The sequence below is a fragment of the Clostridium sp. Marseille-P7770 genome, assembly GCF_902143525.1.
Lineage (GTDB): Bacteria > Bacillota > Clostridia > Lachnospirales > Lachnospiraceae > Pilosibacter.
Genome location: NZ_CABFVC010000002.1, coordinates 599,462 through 620,451, shown reverse-complemented (window position 1 = coordinate 620,451; position 20,990 = coordinate 599,462). Strand labels below are relative to the sequence as shown.

The 20,990-nt window shown below is 49.7% G+C and carries 16 protein-coding genes and 1 other RNA gene; 1 reads left to right on the top strand and 16 read right to left on the bottom strand.

The genetic code is table 11. The annotated features are described in order from the left end of the window. Nucleotides 1-32 precede the first annotated feature (32 nt). The 7 genes from FN001_RS06620 to FN001_RS06590 all read right to left on the bottom strand — a co-directional run bounded on the left by FN001_RS06620 (nucleotide 33) and on the right by FN001_RS06590 (nucleotide 8,905). Nucleotides 33-434: a biotin/lipoyl-containing protein gene (locus tag FN001_RS06620; RefSeq protein ID WP_142411224.1), complete on the bottom strand. Its 402-nt coding sequence runs from the start codon at nucleotides 432-434 to the stop codon at nucleotides 33-35. Between the two features lie 21 nt (nucleotides 435-455). Continuing rightward, nucleotides 456-1,250 (bottom strand): OadG family transporter subunit, encoded by a 795-nt coding sequence (locus tag FN001_RS06615; protein ID WP_142411223.1) that lies wholly within the window; start codon nucleotides 1,248-1,250, stop codon nucleotides 456-458. 17 nt (nucleotides 1,251-1,267) lie between these two features. Further along, entirely contained in the window at nucleotides 1,268-2,698 is a 1,431-nt protein-coding gene (locus tag FN001_RS06610) for an acyl-CoA carboxylase subunit beta (protein ID WP_243121952.1), read from the bottom strand. A gap of 175 nt (nucleotides 2,699-2,873) precedes the next feature. After that, nucleotides 2,874-3,776, bottom strand: a complete 903-nt coding sequence (locus FN001_RS06605; RefSeq protein WP_142411221.1) for a YitT family protein — start codon at nucleotides 3,774-3,776, stop codon at nucleotides 2,874-2,876. Between the two features lie 418 nt (nucleotides 3,777-4,194). Next, entirely contained in the window at nucleotides 4,195-4,848 is a 654-nt protein-coding gene (fsa, locus tag FN001_RS06600) for a fructose-6-phosphate aldolase (protein WP_118320870.1), read from the bottom strand. A gap of 116 nt (nucleotides 4,849-4,964) precedes the next feature. Beyond that, nucleotides 4,965-6,596 (bottom strand): RsiV family protein, encoded by a 1,632-nt coding sequence (locus FN001_RS06595; protein ID WP_142411220.1) that lies wholly within the window; start codon nucleotides 6,594-6,596, stop codon nucleotides 4,965-4,967. A gap of 335 nt (nucleotides 6,597-6,931) precedes the next feature. After that, nucleotides 6,932-8,905: an oleate hydratase gene (locus FN001_RS06590; RefSeq protein ID WP_142411219.1), complete on the bottom strand. Its 1,974-nt coding sequence runs from the start codon at nucleotides 8,903-8,905 to the stop codon at nucleotides 6,932-6,934. Between the two features lie 513 nt (nucleotides 8,906-9,418). On the opposite strand from FN001_RS06590, the gene FN001_RS06585 reads away from it, so the two are divergent. Further along, nucleotides 9,419-10,633 carry a 6-phosphofructokinase gene (locus FN001_RS06585; RefSeq protein WP_118296881.1) on the top strand — a complete coding sequence of 405 codons (1,215 nt, stop codon included), beginning with the start codon at nucleotides 9,419-9,421 and terminating at the stop codon, nucleotides 10,631-10,633. Between the two features lie 142 nt (nucleotides 10,634-10,775). Here FN001_RS06585 and FN001_RS06580 read toward each other — a convergent pair whose 3' ends face one another. From FN001_RS06580 to FN001_RS06540, 9 genes are all read right to left on the bottom strand, one after another. Continuing rightward, nucleotides 10,776-13,076 (bottom strand): SpoIID/LytB domain-containing protein, encoded by a 2,301-nt coding sequence (locus FN001_RS06580; protein ID WP_142411218.1) that lies wholly within the window; start codon nucleotides 13,074-13,076, stop codon nucleotides 10,776-10,778. Nucleotides 13,077-13,145: 69 nt separating this feature from the next. Beyond that, nucleotides 13,146-14,435, bottom strand: coding sequence for an AI-2E family transporter (locus tag FN001_RS06575; RefSeq protein ID WP_118531782.1), 1,290 nt, complete (start codon nucleotides 14,433-14,435; stop codon nucleotides 13,146-13,148). A gap of 196 nt (nucleotides 14,436-14,631) precedes the next feature. Then, a non-coding RNA gene (gene ssrS, locus FN001_RS06570) (6S RNA) lies at nucleotides 14,632-14,810 on the bottom strand. A gap of 250 nt (nucleotides 14,811-15,060) precedes the next feature. Then, nucleotides 15,061-15,747, bottom strand: coding sequence for an HAD family hydrolase (locus FN001_RS06565; RefSeq protein ID WP_142411217.1), 687 nt, complete (start codon nucleotides 15,745-15,747; stop codon nucleotides 15,061-15,063). A 251-nt stretch (nucleotides 15,748-15,998) separates the two neighbouring features. Beyond that, a complete protein-coding gene (locus FN001_RS06560) occupies nucleotides 15,999-16,940 on the bottom strand; it encodes a cell wall hydrolase (protein ID WP_142411216.1) in 942 nt (313 codons plus the stop codon). Nucleotides 16,941-17,243: 303 nt separating this feature from the next. Continuing rightward, on the bottom strand, nucleotides 17,244-17,741 hold the full coding sequence (gene ybaK / locus FN001_RS06555) for a Cys-tRNA(Pro) deacylase (protein ID WP_118296885.1): 498 nt from the start codon (nucleotides 17,739-17,741) through the stop codon (nucleotides 17,244-17,246). 343 nt (nucleotides 17,742-18,084) lie between these two features. Then, a complete protein-coding gene (locus FN001_RS06550; RefSeq protein WP_142411215.1) occupies nucleotides 18,085-18,879 on the bottom strand; it encodes an ABC transporter ATP-binding protein in 795 nt (264 codons plus the stop codon). Next, on the bottom strand, nucleotides 18,872-19,801 hold the full coding sequence (locus tag FN001_RS06545; protein ID WP_117484315.1) for an ABC transporter permease: 930 nt from the start codon (nucleotides 19,799-19,801) through the stop codon (nucleotides 18,872-18,874). The genes FN001_RS06550 and FN001_RS06545 overlap by 8 nt, the downstream gene beginning before the upstream one ends. A 92-nt stretch (nucleotides 19,802-19,893) precedes the next feature. After that, nucleotides 19,894-20,928 (bottom strand): ABC transporter substrate-binding protein, encoded by a 1,035-nt coding sequence (locus FN001_RS06540; protein ID WP_142411214.1) that lies wholly within the window; start codon nucleotides 20,926-20,928, stop codon nucleotides 19,894-19,896. Nucleotides 20,929-20,990 lie beyond the last annotated feature (62 nt).

The window sequence follows — 20,990 nt, the reverse complement described above, 5'->3', positions numbered from 1 at the left end:
CCCTCCATGTGGAATCTGCAGTCAGCAGAAAATTAGTTTAATGTAGCGAGTGTAGCACCCGGCTCTACGGAATCACCAACAGCAACGTTGATTGTTGCAACAGTGCCGTCCTGCGGAGCAACGATCTCGTTCTCCATCTTCATAGCTTCAAGGATCAGGAGGACCTGACCTCTCTTAACAGCCTGACCTGCAGATGCCTTAACGCCAAGGATCTTACCCGGCATCGGAGCTGTAACTGCTACTGCGCCTGCTGCGCCAGCCGGAGCTGCCGGAGCTGCTGCCGGTGCCGGTGCTGCCTTCGGTGCTGCTGCCGGTGCTGCCGCTGCCTTCGGTGCCGGTGCTGCTGCCTTCGGTGTGGAAGCTGCGCCTGTGAAGCCCTCTTCTACTGTTACTTCATATACATTACCGTTTACTGTGATTGTATAATTTTTCATTGTGATTTCCTCCTGATAATATTAATTCCAGTTTCTGTTAGAAACACGTTTGATGGAGCGGACTACAAGTCCGTTGTCAACAGTCTCTTTTCCCTCGTAAGCTGCAATCGCTGCTGTAATCACGGAAACGAGCTCTGTGTCGTCGGTGAGGTTCTCCTCCTCAGCCGGTGCTGCTGCCGGTGCCGGAGCCGGAGCTGCCGGTGCTGCCTGCGGTGCTGCCGCCGGTGCCGGTGCTGCTGCAGCCTTCTTTGCCTTCATCTTTGCCTCAAATACGTTGATGTATTTGAACATGCTGATCAGCCAGCTGATGAAGATCAGAACTACGAATACAACGCCCATACCCATTAAGGTATTCATTCCGGCTTTCGCCATCTTCTCGCCTGTTGTGTAAACCGGGGAGAAGGAAATTGTCTCAACTTTGCTGAGATCTTCGTCTGCGATCAGAGTGAATTCCATCGCTCTCTTCTCGTAAACAGTGTTCATTCTTGCGACATAGCCGTCATCACTTTTTGTAACGACTGCTGTCTCGCTGGAAACGAACGCGCCAAGGTCATCCTTAATGGAATCCCAGGATTTTAACGCATTCTCCATAACAGTATCTTTGTTCTTTACGCTTGTTGCAAGGGCCTGTTCGATGGAAGCGTCATCCATCTGGTTGAACAGATCCAGGTACTGCTGGGAGCCGGACTGCATCGCCATCTCGATCTGCGGATCGATTGTTTCAGCGGTGTCAGCGGCTGCAGAGCATCCTGCAAGCGCGAAGAGGCAAACTGCCATGCAGAGTGCAAGCCAGATTTTTCTAATTCTCTGTTTCATATTTCAGCCACCTCATATTAGATCGTTCCGTGCTTTTTGGACGGACGATCCTCTCTTTTTGTGAACAGCATCTCAAATGCAGCAGCTACACGCTGTCTTGTCTCGGAAGCTTCGATGATATCATCTACATATCCTCTCTTTGCCGCCGCAAGAGCGCTTGCCTGCATCTCATTATACTGTGCTGCTTTTTCGTTGATCACTACGGCCGCGTTATCAGCCTTCGCGATCTCATCGGCATACATGATCTTCACAGCCGGTACTGCTTCCATGACGCCGATCTTCGCGTTCTTCCATGCGTATACAATGTCAGAACCGATGGATTTGCTGTTCATAGTAAGTCCTGCTGTTCCGTTTGCCTTGCCGACAACGACAGTTACCTTCGGAACATCCGCGTTGGCAAACGCGTACGTCAGGCGTGCTGCCGCTTTTGCGATCTTCTTCTCGTTGCATTTGCAGTTCTTATAACCGTCTACATTGACGAGTGTAAGTACCGGGATCTCAAAAGCATTGCAGAAATTAACAAATGCTGCCGCTTTCTCACATCCTGCCGCGGTAAGAGCCGCGTCATAGGAAGCAGTCTTCTCACCGTCTGTATAAACTTCACTGCGGTTTGCAACACAGCCAACGGTAGCTCCGTTTAAACGGATAAATGCCGTTACCATCTCCGGAGCATAGTCTTTCTTCAATTCCATATAGAAATTGTCGTCGGAGATCATGGACAGAGCGATAGATGTATCGCCTGCGCAATTTTCGATGTCTGTGCAGATTCTGTTTAAGTCATCTTCACATTCGCTGTAAGACATGTCATCCTCATTGTTTGCCGGGAGGATGGAAACAAGGTTTCTGATCTCTGTGAAAATTTCTTTCTCGGAGCCAGTCGCGCATACGTTTCCTGTCTCTTTTGCCTGATACTCAGCGCTGGAATTATCAGCATCGTTCTCAGCGATTACAAACGGAGCATTCACAAACATTTTTGCTTCCTGTTCCATAAATGTAAAATCAGCCATTTCAGATGCCACCGCCATTCCGCCGCCGCAGTTTCCAAACACAGCCTGGATCTGCGGGATCACACCGGATGCCATTGCCTGGCAGACATAAAGTTTGCCGAAACCGTCCAGAGCATCCATGCTCTCCTGGAGTCTTAAACCTGCACAGTCAACAAGCCCGATAATGGGAGCACCCATTTTCATAGCCATACTATAGAGCTGCTCGATCTTTTTTGCGTGCATTTCACCGATGGATCCGCCCATAACAGACGCGTCCTGGCTGTACACATAGACGAGAGCGCCATTGATCGTGCCATAACCGGTAACAACACCATCTGCAGGGGTTTCCTGAGACTGCATGTTGTAATCAGTGCTTCTGGCAGTAATATAAGCACCAACTTCAACAAAGCTGTTGTCATCAAGCAAATCATGAATTCTGTTGATTGCCGACGTTTTTGTCATTTTGCTTTCCTCCATTATTCCTTAAATTGACGAAAATCAAATTTCTGCCTAGTGTAATAATAAACGGATTTGATGCAAAATTCAAGGAGTTTTTCCCCGCCTTAGCAACATTTTTATCCCTTTTCGTCAGAAAAATTTAAGAAACTTTTTTTCTAATGCCTGTCTCGTAATGCAGTTAATTTTTTAAACCTCCTGCTTCCAGATGACGTTTCATCTCCGTAAAGCCCCGCCCACGGACTTCTCCGACCTGATGGACCACCATGAATGCTTCCTGATCGATATCCATGACGATCCGGTTCAATTTCTGGAGCTCCCGTCCGGAAACAACGGTGACAACAGCCATGGACGGCTTTCTCAGATGACCGCCCTCGACCTTGAACAGGGTCGTCCCGCGGTCAAGCTGCTGCTGTACTGCAAGGTTGATCGCCTCATATTTTTCACTGATGATCTTCGCCTGCACCTGCTTTTTGCCCATCATGAGCATCTTGTCGAGGATCACCGTGTAGATCATGACCATGATGATCCCGTAAAGGATCTTTTCCCGGTCACGGAAAAGAAGCTGGGACAGTAAGATCGCCACGTCGAACACGTACATGGACACGGAAACCGGGATCTTAAGCCGCTTCTGGAGCACGAGCGGCGGAATGTCCATACCGCCGGTGGATGCTCCGGAGCGGATCACGATCCCCAACGAAAATCCGATCATCACTCCTGCAAAGATCGCGCAGAGCATGGGATCTTTTGTGAAAACGAAGTTTCCCGCCAGCGCGCTTAACCTGTTCAGGATAAATGGATAATAAAAAGTCGCGATCAGTGTTGTCGCCGCAAATTTCTTTCCGAGTTCCAGCCATCCGAGTCCGAACATGGCGATATTAAAGATCGCCACAAAGCCGGAGAGCGGGATCCCGAAGTAGTGTTCCGCAAAAAGTCCCAGGCCCGTGGCCCCCGCCGCGATCATGTCCGACGGAAGGATGAAGAGAACGACTCCTGCGGCATAGACCGTGAGGCAGAACAGGATGATCGCGGTCTGGGTGACGGCGGATGCCGCCTTATTTTTCTTTATTTCTGGTGTTTCCATGTTTTTCTTTGTCACCTTTCTTTTTAAATTGTCTATATTATATGTATTCTTTGTTCTTTTTTGTTTTTATAAACTATTCTGATCTGTTTTATGATCCGGTAAAGCTTTTACCGGTTAACACAGTACACATCTCCCAATGTCCTGATCTCTCTTATCAGTAAAGCGGACATTCGCAATCCGCTTCGCTACTTGCTCATGAACGCAGTCGCTTCGCGATCTGTCAGTGGGAGCTTTCAACTCCCACTGACATAAGCATCCCACTCACCCACCGCTTAGTGCTCCGCGCACTTGAAGCGGGGGAATGCTTATCTGCGTTCAAAATCTGCTTTTCTGTGTCTTTACTGTTCTTCCCTCTACCTCTTTATCACAAAAAAGCGCGCAAAAAAAGGACGCCCGAAGGCGTCCTCATGAATTTTTCTTATTTACCAAAAACTGCTTCATAGTCTTTGCGGAATTTCTCAATTCCCTGGTCAGTTAACGGGTGATGCGTCATCTGCTCGATTACTTTATACGGAACCGTCGCGATATCAGCGCCTGCAAGTGCACACTCTGTTACATGCATCGTGTGGCGGACACTTGCTGCGATGATCTCTGTCTCGATATCATGAAGTGCGAAGATCTCGGCAACAGTTTCGATGAGGTCGATACCCGGCTGGGAGATATCATCAAGACGGCCTACGAACGGAGATACATAAGCTGCACCTGCTCTCGCTGCGAGAAGTGCCTGGTTTGCAGAAAAGATCAGGGTAACATTTACTTTGATTCCTTCCGATGCAAGGACCTTTGTTGCTTTTAATCCCTCAACGGTCATCGGGATCTTTACGACCATATTCGGATGGATCTTCGCGATCTCACGTCCCTCTGCGATCATTCCTTCCGCGTCCGTTGTCGTTGCCTTTACCTCGCCGCTGATCGGTCCGTCTACGATCGACGCGATCTCTTTCAGGGTCTCAACATAATCTTTTCCCTCTTTTGCGATCAGGGACGGATTTGTCGTAACTCCGCAGATCACTCCCATATCGTTTGCTTTGCGGATCTCCTCCACATTGGCTGTGTCAATGAAAAATTTCATTGGTTCCCCCTCCTGTTATCTCTCATAATCATGTTCTGCTGCCGTCTCCGCGCATGCGGGCGCCAGCTCTGTATAAGTCCATTTTAGCATGAGGATATGGTTTGTCAAGCAAATCATCATCCCGCATACGGAACAAACTCGAAGCACTCCTCCTCGGAGACACCATCGATCAGGAATCCCCAGCCATCGCCGGACTGTCTGACCGCGATCCGGCATTTTCTTCCGTCTTCCAGTTCCATGTCCACAAACGACTCTTCATCCGTCTCTCTCACATAGAATTTAGTCCCGACCGGCATAGTTGCCTCCGTCTCGCTTCCGTCAGCTCCGAAAAGTGTTACCGGCAGCGCTCTCGTCGATACGAGCGGCATTTCGTCTTCATGGGAATCGGAAGTGCGGATCTTTGTATACACATTTCCGTCCGCCTCCGGCATACCGTCCGCTCCCACATGGAATTTCCGGTACGCACTGTATGTTCCGAGCGCATCGATCCGTCTTGTGAGATAAAAAGCATCCGGAGTCTGGATCGGCGCGCCGTTTACGCTGTCTGTGGAGCTGCCGGCTTTCGCCACCTTCTCACCGCTCAGATCATACACCTCCATGGTCTTCCAGTCATTTTCACTGGAAAGCTCCATGTAGAGATAGGAACGTCCGTCATCCGTCATGACGAGCCAGGTATCCCCGATCTTTCCGTAAACATCTTCGGTAAACGTATCCTTTTTCCCGTTCTGTTCCCGCTCGATCGTGAGTTTTCTTGTAAAGTCATCTTCCGTCTCCGGCTCTTCATATGTATAGCAGACGCTTGCGTCCACATCCCCTGAACGATAAGTCACGGTATCCCACGGATCCACTTTTTTTGCCCATCCATCCGTGGAAGCACCCATATAGGCTTCCTCAAACATCGACTCATGGTCCTTAAACGGGACAGCGATCTCGATCTCGCCCGCCGCATACGGTCCGATCTCGTATGGAGCGAAGTAAACGCTCACCCCATTTTCCGTGATGGCCCACTCCAGGCTGGAATCTGCGTTCGTTCCATCAAACAGCGTGTCCACCGTATCTTCATAGCCATCGAACAGCTCTCCGTCCGCCGCGCGTCCCGCAAGTTCTTCCTTTACATAGCTCCGGAATCCGTCCATATCTTTCACCATATCAGAAAGCTCCAGCTGTTTTCCGGTCTGTGTATCAAAATTGTAATAATCGTTGTAGGCGGTCGGATGCGCACCGCCCATATCATAATACTTCAGCCAGGACATGCTGGCAACCGCCCCGTCAAAACGGATCGGCTGGAATTCATAATTGCAGGCATACGTGAACTTTGCGTCTGTAAACTCTTTCCGCATGTCTATCGCTTCCACTTTATACTCCTCGTATTCCTTTTTGTGCGCAGCCGCCATCTCATCATTTTTTGCCGAGAGTGCACTCTTTAACGCCTCATATCCGTCTCCCTGGACAAAGACCCTGTCACACCGGGACGTGATGATCGGAGTCTGGCTGTCGTCCCACTCCCCATCGTACTCGCCTGTCACCGCGATCGGGATCGGATCCAGCTTTCCTGTGCTTTCCAGCTCCTTTGCATCTGTCTCACCGGATGTTTTTGATTCTTCCGGTACCGTCACTTTTGCACTTTCTGTTGTCTTTGTCTCTTCCGCAGAAGTCTGTGCAGTCGTCGTATCCATCGCCGTATATTTTTTCTGGCAGCCCGCAAGAAGACCAACCGCGATCAAAAGATATAATCCATACTTTCTCATACTTTTCTTCTCCAAATCCTGTTTTATTCGTCGTTATCCGCCGGAACGCCGACGCAGATCGGGATCCGCGTTTTCCGGATCGTTCCGTTTTCTATATCCTACCGCAGATCTTCCCCGGAATCCATTCATTTTCCCTTACGAATTCTTAAAAACAGCGCACAGTACACGGGCACTCCATGCCCGCGTACTGTAACAGGATTTTGCCGATGCTTCGCATTCCGAATCGGCAAAATCTGCTGCCACAACTGTATTGTACGGAATTTTCAGTTCAGAAAATTCCTACTGCGTACAGCAGCGCACGGACTTCTCCAGTCCGTGCGCTGCCCGTGTTTTCCTTATTTTAACATCCAGTCCTTCAGAACATCATGATCTCTCAGAAGCTTTCCTACGATCGTCCTGTCGATTTTCTTAAGAAGTGGTTTCTTCATCATCTCAAACGGCATCGGAAGTTTCATCTCGAGCGGAGACTTTCCGTCCATCAGCTTCACGGTGCTGTCCAGAAGTTCTCTCACATCGTAAACGCTGCCCCAGACCTCCGGCACACCGCGGTCCACGCCGCAAAGTCCGTAAACAGCTTCCATGGCCGTGCGGACAGAATATTCGGTCGTGAAGATCGTATCTCTCGGTGTCTCTGCGAACTGTCCAAGGAAGGCCGCGTTCACAGATCCGTCCGGGATCACATCCGGGCGGTCGCCGGCTCTTCTCGGCATGAAGAATGCTGTGATATACGGCATCATCGTCGGTGTGCAGTTGCATGCTTCCCCGGCAAGCCGGTCGATGTCCTCCACCGGGATCCCGAGATGGTACAGCCACTCAGCTGTGATCTCCTTACCGGTGCACTCTTTCATCGGTTTCTTCACATGATCTCCCGGAACATCGGTGAACAGGCTGTATACCCAGACGCAAACCTCATCCTTTTTCTGGTTTTTAAACTGTCCCTGACGGTTGATCGTCCAGCTTAAGAGCCAGCTGGAATCCCGGCAGCTCACGATGCCTCCGGTGACGACCTTTCCTGTTCTCGGATCACGTCTGCAGATCTTTTTGATCTGGTCGATGATCTCCTCATTCGAGGTTGTGACAGTCGCGGACTCCCAGTTTGTCTTCTCGATATCGGAGCAGAATTTTTCCGGATGTCCAAAAGCCGGATCCTGGGCCGCGATCTTTTTCCAGAGGCTCCAGCAGCCGCTGCTGCGGACTTCCGCATCTCCTAACGGTGCATGATCCTGATCCCCGTAGATCGTTCCTTCCGTGCAGCTTCCGTTTGTGATGAATACCAGGTCTTTCTCCGTCAGCGGGATCTCCATCTCCCCGTTCTTTGTGCGGCACTCGATGGCGCGGGCCGTCTTCTTTCCGTCTTTGATCTCAAAGCGGACGTTTGTGACTTCCGTGCCGAACCGGAATTCCACGCCTGCTGCCTCCAGATATTTCTGCATCGGCAGGATCAGGGATTCATACTGGTTGTATCGGGTGAATTTCAGTGCGGAGAAGTCCGGGAGTCCTCCGATATGATGGATGAATCTCTGGAAGTACCGCTTCATCTCCAGGGCGCTGTGCCAGTTTTCAAAGGCAAACATGGTCCGCCAGTAAAGCCAGAAATCGGAACGGAACACCTCATCGTCAAATACATCTTCAATCGTCTTGTCGTAGAGATCCTCATCCTTCGTGAAGAAGAGCTTCATGATCTCCATGCTGCCTTTCTGGCTCAGCCGGAATTTCCCGTCCGTGTGGGCATCTTCCCCGCGGTGTTCCGTCGCCCGGCAGAGGGAATAGTTCGGATCATGTTTATTTAGCCAGTAATATTCGTCGAGAACGGACGCACCCGGGATCTCCAGGGACGGGATGCTGTGGAACAGATCCCAGAGACACTCGAAATGGTCTTCCATCTCACGGCCGCCGCGCATGACATATCCTCTCGTCGGATCGTCGATCCCGTCGCAGGCACCGCCGGCAATGTCCATCGCCTCTAAAATGTGGATGTTCTTTCCCGGCATCTGCGCATCACGGACAAGGAAGCAGGCCGCCGCCAGGGACGCAAGACCGCTTCCCACAAGGTACGCCGACTTCTCCTCGATCCCCGCCGGTTTTTCCGGGCGGGCGAACGCCTCATAGTTTCCGTTTGTGTAGTAGATCCCCTTGCTGTTCTTATCATGCTTTCCGAGTTCCGTGTTGCGGTAGTCAGACCTGCTTCCCGCAAAAGACCTGTCTGTCTTTTCTGCATTTCTGTTTCCCCGTTTCTTCGCCGCAAGTACCGCTGTGATCCCTGCTCCCGCCGCCAGGACTGCGCCGGCCTTCCATCCTTTTTTGCTCATCGTTTTTGCATTCCTTTCCCATTGATTTTGTTTTATATCCTATATGATGTAGTTTTTATAACCATATTATTAATTCTGATAGTAATCCTTTGTATATGCTTTGTCAAGCTTTTCCATTCAAATATTTTGAATATAACTTTTTACGTTGTATTCCTCCTCATTTTTCAAAAAATACCTCACCCGCTGCACCAGGCAAACGGGCAAGGTATTAAAAAGGGGAGGATAAGTATTAATCTTTTTCTTTGGTACTGATCATAGGATTGCCTGTTTTTCCTGTTTTATACACCTCTAAAAAAATTTCTCCGCAGCAAAATCTGCGACCGCAGTTGTATCATACGAACTTTATCGAACCAGCTCAAAAGATGATTGATTTTCCATTCACCTTTTTCTATAATAAATACAGAAACGAATCCTGAACTTCCATCCCGAAAGATCCGGGAGGAAGTTCATCTGCTGCGAGACTGGTCAGTTCTCAGACGGATCGCTGCAAATTTACTCAGATTGGAGAATCTTATGAAAAACCTTGTAATCGGACAGTCCGGCGGACCGACCGCCGTCATCAATGCAAGTCTTTACGGAGCAGTCAAAGCATTTAAGGAATCCGGTACGGACGGACATGTACTTGGAATGATCAACGGGATCGAAGGTTTCCTCGCAGACCATGTGATGGATCTTTCCACAGATCTTTCCGATGAAGAACTGGAGCTCTTAAAGCTGACTCCGGCCGCATACCTCGGCTCCTGCCGCTATAAGCTTCCGGCAGACCTCGAGAGTGAAGTCTATCCGGCGATCTTTGACAATTTCCGTGAGATGAACATCGGTTACTTCCTCTATGTCGGCGGAAACGACTCCATGGATACCGTCGACAAGCTCTCCCGCTACGCGGAGAAGATCGGCAGTGACGTGAAATTCATCGGAATTCCGAAGACGATCGACAACGATCTGGTCCTCACCGACCATACACCGGGATTCGGAAGTGCTGCAAAATATGTCGCTTCCACGGTCCGCGAGATCGTCCTCGACGCCTCTGTCTACCAGCAGAAATCCGTCACGATCGTCGAGATCATGGGACGCCACGCAGGCTGGCTCACCGCGGCTTCCAGACTGGCAAGAAAATACGAAGGTGACAATCCATATCTGATCTACCTTCCGGAGGCTCCGTTCTCCTTAGAGCAGTTCTATAAAGACCTGGAGGAAGCGTTCAAAAAGTCTCCGAACCTCGTCGTATGCGTCTCTGAGGGAATCGCCGATGAGGGCGGCACATTCATCTGTGAATACTCCGACGCCGCAAAACTCGACTCTTTCGGTCACAAGATGCTCACCGGATGCGGCGAAGTCTTAGAGAGCTTTGTGCGCGATAAATTCGGTGTCAAAGTCCGCTCGATCGAGCTGAATGTCAACCAGCGCTGCAGCGGAATGATGGTATCCGAGACTGATATCGAGGAAGCTGCCATGGCCGGTGCTGCCGGTGTGAAGGCTGTCCTCGCTGGAGAGACAAAAAAGATGATCGCCTTCAAGCGTGACTCCGATGTTCCGTACACAATGCACTGTGCAGCGGAGGATGTGAGCCTGATCTGCAACCAGGAGAAAAAATTCCCAAAGGAATGGATCTCCGCAGCAGGAAATGATATCACCGACGATTTCCTCGCTTACGCTCTCCCGCTGATCCAGGGCGAGCCAAAGCGCGTGATGGAAAACGGCGTGCCGAAATATCTGTACCGGAAATAGTTTTACAGCACCATTCTTCTTTGTTTAATAAAAAAAGTTTGTTTAGCAGGAAGTTCCATCTGAATTTCCTGTCAGACAAAAAAGGTCCATGAAAGTGATCATTCGTTACTTTTCACGGACCTTTTTTCAATATTCAATTCGATCAATTCACTTCACTGATATCCATCAGCCCGCATCCATCATAGAAGAACTTCAGGATCTCCTGGCAGGTCTTTCCCTGCTTTGCCATGCCCTGGGCGCCGTTCTGGCTCATGCCGACTCCATGCCCGAAGCCGCCTCCATAGATCGTAAACGTCGTCACCTGGTTTTCATCGGTGCCGTTATTCTCGATGTAAATAAAGCCGCTCGGAAATGTATCCCATCCCGTGGATGTTGATCCGTCTTTTCTGTTGTATACAAGCGATGAATTTCCAAGAACGCTGCGGATCTTGCTCTGTCCGGAGAATGTCTTGGAACCTTCCGTTCCCACGACCTTTAGGGTCTTTGCGTATCCGCCGGCCCCTCTCGACGTGATCGTAAGTCCTGTGATCCGGCCGACACCGCCGATCTTCTCATCCAGGATCGTGCTGGTCGTCTTTGTGTTCCAGCGGAACATCGGGAAATCGGAATCGTAAGCATCTGTATTCTCATCTTTGATAAAGTTCTCAAACGCTTCATTCGAAGTCAGATCCAGCTTTTTCGCCTTGTCGTTGATCGTCACTGCTCTGAGATACGGCGTGTTGGACGCATCCGCTCCCCACACACTTCCGTCGGTTCCATGTCCGTCGGATGTGGAGTAATAGAACGCCTCGATCGGGTCCCCGTTGTATTCCAGAAGCTGCCCGAACGTCTCATTCACAGCAGCATCCGTGGAATCATACGTCAATGTATTGTTGTATACCTGGAAATTCGTGCTGTCATCCACATGGGCGCCGTAAGTGGAATAGGCGTTGCCCTGAATCTGGCGCCATGCGTAAGTTCTCGCACAGATCGCCTGAGCCTTCAGTGCCTCCAGCTCATAAGTCGGCGGCATCTCGCTCGGCGTTACCCGTTTTAAGTATTCCTCGAGATCCACCTCGTTTAAGAGCAGCAGTCCGTCGCGCTCCTCCGTGATCTCCATATGTCCCGGATAGACCGGAGTTCCCTGGGCACGCTCTAAGCTGTGCACCGTGATCATCCCGCCATCGTTGGCGGATTTGAAGGTGAGACGTCCGCTTGCCAGTCTGGAGTCGCCCGGCTTGATCGTCACCGTCTCTCCTGCCGCGATGGATTCTGTCTTCGCATCCTTCTCATCCCCGTATTCCAGGACCGCCATCGAATCACAGGAAAGCGTGATCGAGTCGTGGAACAGAGACTTAAAACCATTTGTCATGATCAGGACACGGATCGCGTCGATATCCGGTTTCTCCGTCGTGAGTGCCGCACAGATCTCCCCGTCTGCGACCACAAACTCCTGCATATGGTAACCGACAAGAATGTCCTTTTTCTGCTGCTCCCTCAGGACCCCGTATGTGCGGTAGATCTTAAACTGATCCGCCAGCGGCACACTGCCGTAGCCATCGATCTCGATCTCCGTATCTCGGACCGCAAGAACGGTTCCGGTGATCTTTTCTTTTTTCAGCACCAGCCGCTTTGGCTGACCGCCCTTTAAATACAGATCCCCGATCTGGCCAGAGATCTCACTCTCATCCTTTAATACTCCCTTTACCGGAAATTCCCTCTGGATATTTCCGATAAAGACGGTCACAGTCCGCCCGGAAAATCCAGAGATCCAGGCGTTCTCGTAGACGATCTCGTCAGAGACCATCGTCTCCACCTTTAAGATCTCATCGTCTCTCGCCAGGAACCGGATCTTCCGGTCAATATAGTTATCCAGATAAAGTCCCTCAAACTGGAAGGTCCCGTCCCTTGTGTATGCCGTCCATGCCGGAGCTCCGTCCACATTGTCCGGAGTCCCGTAAAGATCCGTCTCGACCTCGGCAACCGCCCCTTCCGGATCTGCGGCTGCACGGAACGCATCATAAAATTTCCAGAAATTTTCGCTGGAAACTGCTTTTTTTGCGCGGTCCCCGGCATCCACATAGGAAAGGAGTGCATCGGTTTCCCCGTTTCCCTCCTCTGATGCCTTCTTCGCCCAGTCCGAAAGGACTGCGTATGTAACTGCGGATGTCGCACTCCTCTCATCCGCCTGGATCACCCCGCTGTCAAGATATCCCTGCCCATACAGGTAATCCATATATTTTACATACCACTGATCAGAAAGTTTTTCGTCAAAGTTCGATGTCTCCGGCGCATTTTCCAGGATCCCGCTCTCCGACTCCAGCGTCAGAGCGACTGTTCTGGACGCTGCCGCCAGAGAAACTCCATCCTGTTCCGTGTCCAGAAGTACGATCACGATGAGCAGTGCCACGACAAATGTCGTGACCCCTGCCATCCAGTTTATCATTTTCCTACTCTCGTTCATAATTCCTTTCCCGGGCAAACCCGGCCCGGTCACTGTACACGGGTTCTTCCCGCGCGAAAACATCCGGACTTACTGTTTGTCCGTGCGCCTGATATACTCACCGCTCTTCTCGTCAATGCGGTCCAGTTTTACATAGTCGTTTTCTTCCTGACTCAGATTCTTTTTCGCAAGAAAATGATCCTGGATCTGTCTGTAAACGTGGATGATGACCGCCATCAGCGGAACTGCAATGATCATTCCCACAAATCCGAACAGTCCGCCAAACAGCAGGATCGAGAACAGGACTCCGAAGCTGGAAACACCCGTGGAGTTTCCAAGGATCTTCGGTCCTAAAATATTTCCGTCAAACTGCTGGAGTACAAGGATCAGACCGATAAAATACAGACACTGTTTCGGACTGATGAGGAATACGAGGATCGCACACGGTACAGCCCCGATAAAAGGTCCAAAAAACGGGATAATGTTCGTCACTCCGATGATCACGCTGATCAGCAGCTCATACGGGAGTTTGAACAGGTTCATCAGGATAAAGCAGAGGATTCCGATGATCAGGGAATCGATCAGCTTTCCGATGATAAAGCCGGAAAACGCTTTTTTGATAAAACGAAACTCTCCGACTACAATGTTCGCAGCCTTCAGAGGCAGGATCGAATAGATAAATTTCTTTCCCTGTGCCGAGAGCGATTCCTTGATGTTTAACAGGTAGATCATGACGATCAGCCCAATCAGCAGATTTTTTGTCAGGGTGATCAGATTCATGACACCGCTGGAAACACCGCCGAGGATCTTCTCGATATTCTGGAAATTCTGGAAGTTCGAGAGATTCGACATCAGGTCTGTCTCCATCCAGTTCTGGAAATACTGGGCCGACTGCTCATAAATATTTAAGATTGCCTGCTCCACCGGAGGATTGTTCACGAAGAAATCCGTCAGCCAGTCATACACATTCTGGAAATATTCCGGCATCATATTGATGATCCCTACGATACTGGAATACAGCTGCGGGATGATCATACTGGAAAGGCTGACGATCACCGCCAAAAGAAATACAAGGCTGACAGCTGTTCCCACGCTTCTTCCGAAAAAAGCACCCAGTTTTTCATTTTTAAATCTTGCCTTTGGCTCCCCGGACTTTCCTGTATACACAGTCAGCCGGTAGCACCAGTTGTAGACCGGGGACATTAAAAATGCCAGAACCGCTCCATAGATCACTGGTGCGAGCACAAAACGAACCTTTCCCAGAAAGGCAAACACCGCCGACCTTTCCAGAAACAGAAACACGACGAACACCGCCGCGATCAATACCAGGATCGCCGTCACACCTGTATAAATGTACCGTTCGAACCGTTCATTTTTCATATAAAAGTTTCTCCTTTGCAGTTACTTCTCTTTTTCCGTCTATCGAAACCATTTTGTACCGTCGACCATGGCATCATCATACCATACTTCTCATATTTAGAAAAGAGCCTTAGCAAAATCTGAACGAATGCAGAGCATCGGCAAATTTCCTGTTAAACGAAAAGAAGCAGCGATCTCTCGCTGCTTTTTTATCTTTCGCAATCCCAAAATGCCGTTTCCTGAATAATTGACGCCTAGCAGTGCTAGGTGGGCATCCGCACTTAAACATCTGCCTTCCACTCGATGGAGGCCTGGCATCCGTTCAAGGATGTAGGAATCCCGTATGTCAAAATGTAGGTTCAAAATAGACAGGAGTGTCGAACATCCCAGGAATCACATTCCCTTTCACTGACAACTATTATAGCGCATCATCGATCATTTTTCAAGTTCCATTTCATGGTACCGTACAATTTTGTTACAGTACACGGGCACTCCATGCCCGCGAAAAGTAACCAATTTTCTTACTGTCGGATCCGTACACTTTTCTGCCCGTAAAAACGTCCGGTTTCTGAAACTGAAACACGATCCTGCCGCTGCTTCGCATTCCGGACCGTCAGGATCGCAGCCGCTGTATGATACAGAATTTTCAGTTCAGGGAATTTCCATCTGCAAAAGCCAGCGATCTTAACAGCTCTGCAACCTCTCTTGGAGTTTCACAGAGATAATCTGCCCCGGCATCCTGAAGCTCTTCCCTGCTGCCGTATCCGTAAAGCACGCCTACCACGGAAAGTCCCGTCTTCTTCGCGCCTTCCACGTCATGTTTCCGGTCGCCCACCATGATCACGGATTTCTTTTCTTCCTCGCCGATCCCGTTTTCTTCCAGCACATACCGGATCACGTCATCCTTGTTCACGCGCTTTTCATCCAGGGACGCGCCGCCGATGAATTTAAAGTAGTTTGTCAGATGAAAATATTCCAGCACGCGCTTTGCGGTCACCTCCGGCTTGGAAGTTGCCACATAGAGTTCGAGTCCTGCGTCCTTTAAGGACTTTAACATCTCCTCAACTCCGGCAAACGGTGCGTTGTCCTTCCATCCTTCCACATCGTAATATTCCCGGAACACGTAGATCGCATCCTCCGCGTCCTTCTCGGAGAAATTGTAATACTCCTTAAAACTGTCGGAGAGCGGCGGACCGACAAACGGTTTTAAAACATTCAGGTCATCCACCTGGATCCCATAATGCTTCAATGCATACTGAACGCCTTTCGTGATCCCCGGCATGGAATCCGTCAGTGTCCCGTCAAGGTCGAAAAAAACTTTTTTTAACTTCATTCTGTTTCCTCTTTCATGTATTCCAATATCATCATTCCGCTGCATATATTTTCTCCTACTCACAGCGAAACCGTTTTTCCATATTTCAATTTCACAGGTATTTCTGCGATACCAGTGTCTTATTATCCCATGGCGGAGTATAAATGTCAATTGTAAAAAGCGGCATGCCCCAAAACGATCTTCACCGCCTGTCGCATGCCGCTTTTCCCTTATCCTTTTTTATTCTAATCCTTTTATCTGACCCGGAGTTTTTACCGGAAAAACTCGTGATTTCCATGTTTAAACAGGAATTCCAGATGTCTGTCAAACCAGCTCGCGTTCTTCCTGGAAGATGCCCGCCGGTTCATGAAATACAGGGCGCCGTCTGTCAGATCTTCACCCGAAAGTGCCCTCTCGACTGCCTCTACGGTCTCGGCCGTGACCTTGCAACGCTTGATGGATCCGTTTCCCACAGGGGAAAACTGGTGCTTCTGGTAAACGACTTTCGTGATCGTGTTCGGGAATGCATCGTCCTCCACACGGTTTAAGATCACGTTTGCCACCATGACACGTCCTTCGATGTCGCAGTTTCCGGCTTCCGCCTGAACGATCCGGAGAAGAACATTGTAGTCGCTTTCGGAATACCCCGTGAACGCTTCTCTTGCAGGTTCCTCTGCCACGACGGTCTCTTCTGCTGCCGCCTGTACCCTGGCTTCCCCGGACACCTCTGTTTCCGGCTCTGCCTGCGTGATCCCGCTCACTTCATCCGCCGCAGCCGCAGTTTCTGTTTCTACAGCTTCTTCCGGACCATGATCCGTGTCCGCATTTTCCGATCCTGCAGCAGGCTCTGTGATGCTCTCCTCTTTCGTCTCTGTATTTTCTGTTTCTGTCCTGATATCTGCTTCCGTCTCCGCGGATGATGCCTCATCCGCCGTCGTCTCATCCTCTAAAACATTTCCGTCTGTTTCCGGAAGAGCAGTATCTTCTGTCTCCTCCAGACTGTCTTCATCCGAACCTCCCTGCGTCTCGGCATACGCGACGATCGCGTTTTTGCCTCCGCCCTGGAAGTCCACCGCTGTAAATGGAATCACTGCGATCAGTGTTGCGCCCATCGTGAGGACTGCCGCATTCCGGTGCATCTTCTTTGTCACACCGCCGAAGAGTGATTTCACAAACTGAAAGACTGTCTGAAGAAATGAGTTCCATGGATTCATTTGAATACCCTCTTTCTCCGTCCTGTCGCCGGTTGTTCATTCCGACCGTTTTCCGGCCGGTGTCTGTGATTATAGGAGAATGAGGGGGCGAATGTCAATAAGTCCTGCACAACTTTGTTACATTTTACAGCCTGTTTTTTAAATATTGTTACATTTTTTTAATAGTTTTTCCAAATATAATCCGCACAAAATCTGGATTTTTGGTAGTATTGGCAAGTATAAAATATTGCAAATATTACAATTTTGTTAAATATTGAGTTCCCATTTTTGAGTGGTTTCCCATAACGTTTTCAGTTATGTCAACTAATTTTGCTGAAGATCCAGAAGTTTTGCCCCGACATAGTCCGCAAGAGCCTGCGGGGAAAGCAGGACCTGAAAGCCTCTCTGGCCGGCGCTGACCGCGATCGTTTCATAATTTAAAGCCGCTTCATCGATAAATGTCGGGAATTTTTTCTTCATGCCGATCGGGGAACAGCCGCCGCGGATATAGCCTGTTGTGGCCAAAAGATCCTTCATCGGAAGCATCTCCACCTTCTTATCTCCTGCCGCTTTTGCTGCCTTTTTTAAGTCCACCTCGCCATCCACCGGGATACAGCAGACGAGAAATCCTGTGCGCTCTCCTTTCAGCACGAGAGTCTTAAACACACTCCCATGGTCCACTCCCAGCATGTCAGCCGCATGGCTCCCGGAGAGGTCATGTTCATCCACCGGGTACTCCTTTGACTCATACGGGATCTTTGCGGCATCTAAAAGCCGCATCACATTTGTCTTTGTTTTATCATTTTTTGCAGATTTGCTCATAAATTTTTCCTCCTGAAAGCGACATTCTCTCTGCCGCCTTTGACTGCAGCCGGCTGCACATCCTCTCGACCGCATCTTCTTTATACAACGTCTTTGTAAAAAAATCCAGTCTTTTCTATAAAAGAATGTCTGCCCACATATTTGTACCTTTAAGCCTGTATTTTATTACAGTCAATGCAGCAAGTGTGCAGACCTGCTGAACAGTTACCATTTTTCGCTGCATTTACTGCCGCATAAAAAAAGACAGCCGGTCCCGCATTTTTGCAAAATCGACTGCCTCTTTCCATCTTCTGATCTGTTTCTTCTATATAATATATCGCTTCTGATTCCGCATCTCAAAAGCCTATGAGAGGATCATCCGGTCGTTCGCGAGCGCGCCGCCCGCGGCTTCCTCAAACTTCGCGAGAAGATCCTGGACCGTCAGGTGCTTCTTCTCCTCACCTGCCACATCGTAGATCACATGGCCCGCGTTCATCATGATCAGGCGGTTTCCATGTGCGATGGCGTCACGCATGTTGTGAGTGATCATCAGAGTGGTCAGATGTTCACTGTTTACGATCTTATCCGTCGTCTCGAGGACTTTCGCCGCCGTCTTCGGGTCGAGAGCCGCCGTGTGCTCATCTAAGAGAAGAAGTCTCGGCTTCTTTAAGGTTGCCATGAGAAGTGTCAGCGCCTGTCTCTGTCCGCCGGAGAGAAGACCGACCTTCGATGTAAGGCGGTCCTCCAGGCCAAGTCCCAGGATCTTTAACTGTTCTCTGTAGAATTCTCTCTCTTTCGCGGTGATCCCCGGTCTCAGGGAGCGCGTCATTCCTCTTCTCGCCGCCAGGGCCATGTTCTCCTCGATCTGCATGGTGGCAGCCGTTCCTGTCATCGGGTCCTGAAATACGCGTCCAAGATACTTCGCACGTTTATGCTCCGGGAGTTTTGTCACGTCGATATCATCGATGGTGATTTTTCCTTCGTCCACAAGCCACGTTCCTGCGACCGCATTTAACATGGTAGATTTTCCTGCTCCGTTTCCGCCGATGACGGTGACAAAATCGCCTTCGTTTAAATGAAGATTTAATCCGTTTAACGCAGTCTTTTCATTGACGGTTCCTGCATTGAAGGTTTTATAAATATTGTGAAGATCAAGCACGAGGTGCACCTCCTCTTTTTACCGGTTTAGAGAAATATTTGCCTTTCATGTACGGGATCGCAAGAAATACCGCAACGACAAGAGCTGACAGGAGTTTTAAATCGTTGGAATTTAATCCCATCCAGAGTACGACCTGAAGGACCAGATAATAAATGATTGCACCGAAGGCAACGGAGAACAGCTTGAAACCGAAGTTCTGGCTGATCTTTCCGAATACGACCTCACCGATGATAACGGCTGCGAGACCGATCACGATGGCGCCACGGCCTGCGTTGACATCCGCAAAGCCCTGATACTGGGCATATAAGCCGCTCGCAAAGGCAACGATCCCGTTGGAGATCATAAGACCTAAGATCTTTGTGAAATCGGTATTGATTCCCTGGGCACGTGACATGTTCTGATTGGAACCTGTGGCACGGATGGAGCATCCGATCTCTGTTCCGAAGAACCAGTAGAGGACCGCGATCAAGATCACAATGATCAATGCCGTCACGAAGATCGTGTTCCTGTAAAATGCGACTCCCTTTACATAACGGAGAGACACTAAAAGATCATACTTATCCACACTGATGGCCTGATTTGCCTTACCGCCCATAATGCGGAGGTTGATGGAGTAGAGACCAAGCTGGGTCAGGATTCCCGCAAGGATCGCCGGGATCCCCATCGCCGTGTGAAAGATTCCGGTCACAAGGCCCGCGATCATTCCCGCGATAAACGCCGCAAACAGGGACACTCCCACAGAATGTCCGTTTAACATGAAAATGATGCAGACAGCACCTCCCGTACACATGGTTCCGTCCACGGTAAGGTCTGCAAGATCGAGGATCTTATATGTAATATAAACGCCGATCGCCATGATGCCCCAGATGAGTCCCTGTGCACAGGCACCCGGCAATGCATTAAACAATGTTGCAAAATTCACGTTTCTTTCCTCCTATGGCTAATGATAACAAACAGGGTGACAAAAGTTTTTGCTGTTTGCCACCCTGATGTCCTCATAATTTCAAGTCGTTATTATTCTTCGATCACAACGTAGTCATCCGGAATCGTGATTCCAAGTGCCTCACAGTTTGCCTTATTGTATTTCTTTGTTACCTCCGGTGCAAACTCGATCGGCATTTCCTTTACATCTTTGCCGTCCATCAGGATCTCTGCGCCCATCTCACCGGCTTTGTATCCGATATCGTAGTAGTCGATGGAAAGAGTTGCAACGCCGCATCCGGAGCAGATTCCTTCTTCACCTGCAATTACCGGAACTTTCGCCGGAAGGCAGATATTGTTTATGATCTCTGCATTGGAAGCAGCCGTATTGTCAGTCGGGACATAGAGAACATCGTTCTCGCCTGCTGCTGTTGTTGTTACGGAAGCGATATCGTTGGAGTCTGCGAAGGTGTATTCCTTACAGGTATATCCGAGATCCTCAAGATATCCTTTTACGGTTGTTGCCTGGTATTTGGAGTTCGGCTCTGCGGAGCAGTATAATAAGCCGACATTCTTTGCATCCGGGAACAGCTCATTTAACATTGCTGCCTGCTGGTCGAGCGGAGCAAGGTCGGAGGTACCGGAGATGTTGAGACCTGTCGTACCTGTCCAGTTGTCGATATCAAGCGCTGTCGCGTAATCTGTGATGGAAGTTCCGAGAATCGGAATCTCGCTGGTTCCTGCCGCTGCGGCCTGAAGAGCTGCAGTCGCGTTTGCAAGGATCAGATCTACATCGTTGGAAACGAACTGGTTGATGATCGTTGCGCATGTCGCGGAATCGCCGGATGCGTTCTGAAGATCAAATTTTACATTGTCACCGAGTTTATCTTTTAATGCAGCCTCGAAGCCTTCTGTCGCCGCATCAAGTGCCGGGTGCTGTACTAACTGGCAGATTCCCACATTGTAGGTCTTTCCGTCTTCTTTTGCTGCTTCTGTGGAATCGGCCGCTGCTGCTGTCGTTGTCTCTGCTGCAGCTGCTGTTGTCTCTGCTGTGGAACTGGATCCACATCCGGTTAATGCGGAAGCCGTTACAACGGCCGCCATTGCAAGTGCTGTTACTTTTTTCATAATATCGATCTCCCCTCAGTTTTTCTTTTTTGTAACATCCCGCTGTCATTTTCAGGATCTAT

What these genes read in the sequence shown, in the direction of transcription:
- FN001_RS06620 (WP_142411224.1), bottom strand. Translation starts at nt 434, where the DNA reads ATGAAAAATTATACAATCACAGTAAACGGTAATGTATATGAAGTAACA.
- FN001_RS06615 (WP_142411223.1), bottom strand. Translation starts at nt 1,250, where the DNA reads ATGAAACAGAGAATTAGAAAAATCTGGCTTGCACTCTGCATGGCAGTT.
- FN001_RS06610 (WP_243121952.1), bottom strand. Translation starts at nt 2,698, where the DNA reads ATGACAAAAACGTCGGCAATCAACAGAATTCATGATTTGCTTGATGAC.
- FN001_RS06605 (WP_142411221.1), bottom strand. Translation starts at nt 3,776, where the DNA reads ATGGAAACACCAGAAATAAAGAAAAATAAGGCGGCATCCGCCGTCACC.
- fsa (WP_118320870.1), bottom strand. Translation starts at nt 4,848, where the DNA reads ATGAAATTTTTCATTGACACAGCCAATGTGGAGGAGATCCGCAAAGCA.
- FN001_RS06595 (WP_142411220.1), bottom strand. Translation starts at nt 6,596, where the DNA reads ATGAGAAAGTATGGATTATATCTTTTGATCGCGGTTGGTCTTCTTGCG.
- FN001_RS06590 (WP_142411219.1), bottom strand. Translation starts at nt 8,905, where the DNA reads ATGAGCAAAAAAGGATGGAAGGCCGGCGCAGTCCTGGCGGCGGGAGCA.
- FN001_RS06585 (WP_118296881.1), top strand. Translation starts at nt 9,419, where the DNA reads ATGAAAAACCTTGTAATCGGACAGTCCGGCGGACCGACCGCCGTCATC.
- FN001_RS06580 (WP_142411218.1), bottom strand. Translation starts at nt 13,076, where the DNA reads ATGAACGAGAGTAGGAAAATGATAAACTGGATGGCAGGGGTCACGACA.
- FN001_RS06575 (WP_118531782.1), bottom strand. Translation starts at nt 14,435, where the DNA reads ATGAAAAATGAACGGTTCGAACGGTACATTTATACAGGTGTGACGGCG.
- FN001_RS06565 (WP_142411217.1), bottom strand. Translation starts at nt 15,747, where the DNA reads ATGAAGTTAAAAAAAGTTTTTTTCGACCTTGACGGGACACTGACGGAT.
- FN001_RS06560 (WP_142411216.1), bottom strand. Translation starts at nt 16,940, where the DNA reads ATGAATCCATGGAACTCATTTCTTCAGACAGTCTTTCAGTTTGTGAAA.
- ybaK (WP_118296885.1), bottom strand. Translation starts at nt 17,741, where the DNA reads ATGAGCAAATCTGCAAAAAATGATAAAACAAAGACAAATGTGATGCGG.
- FN001_RS06540 (WP_142411214.1), bottom strand. Translation starts at nt 20,928, where the DNA reads ATGAAAAAAGTAACAGCACTTGCAATGGCGGCCGTTGTAACGGCTTCC.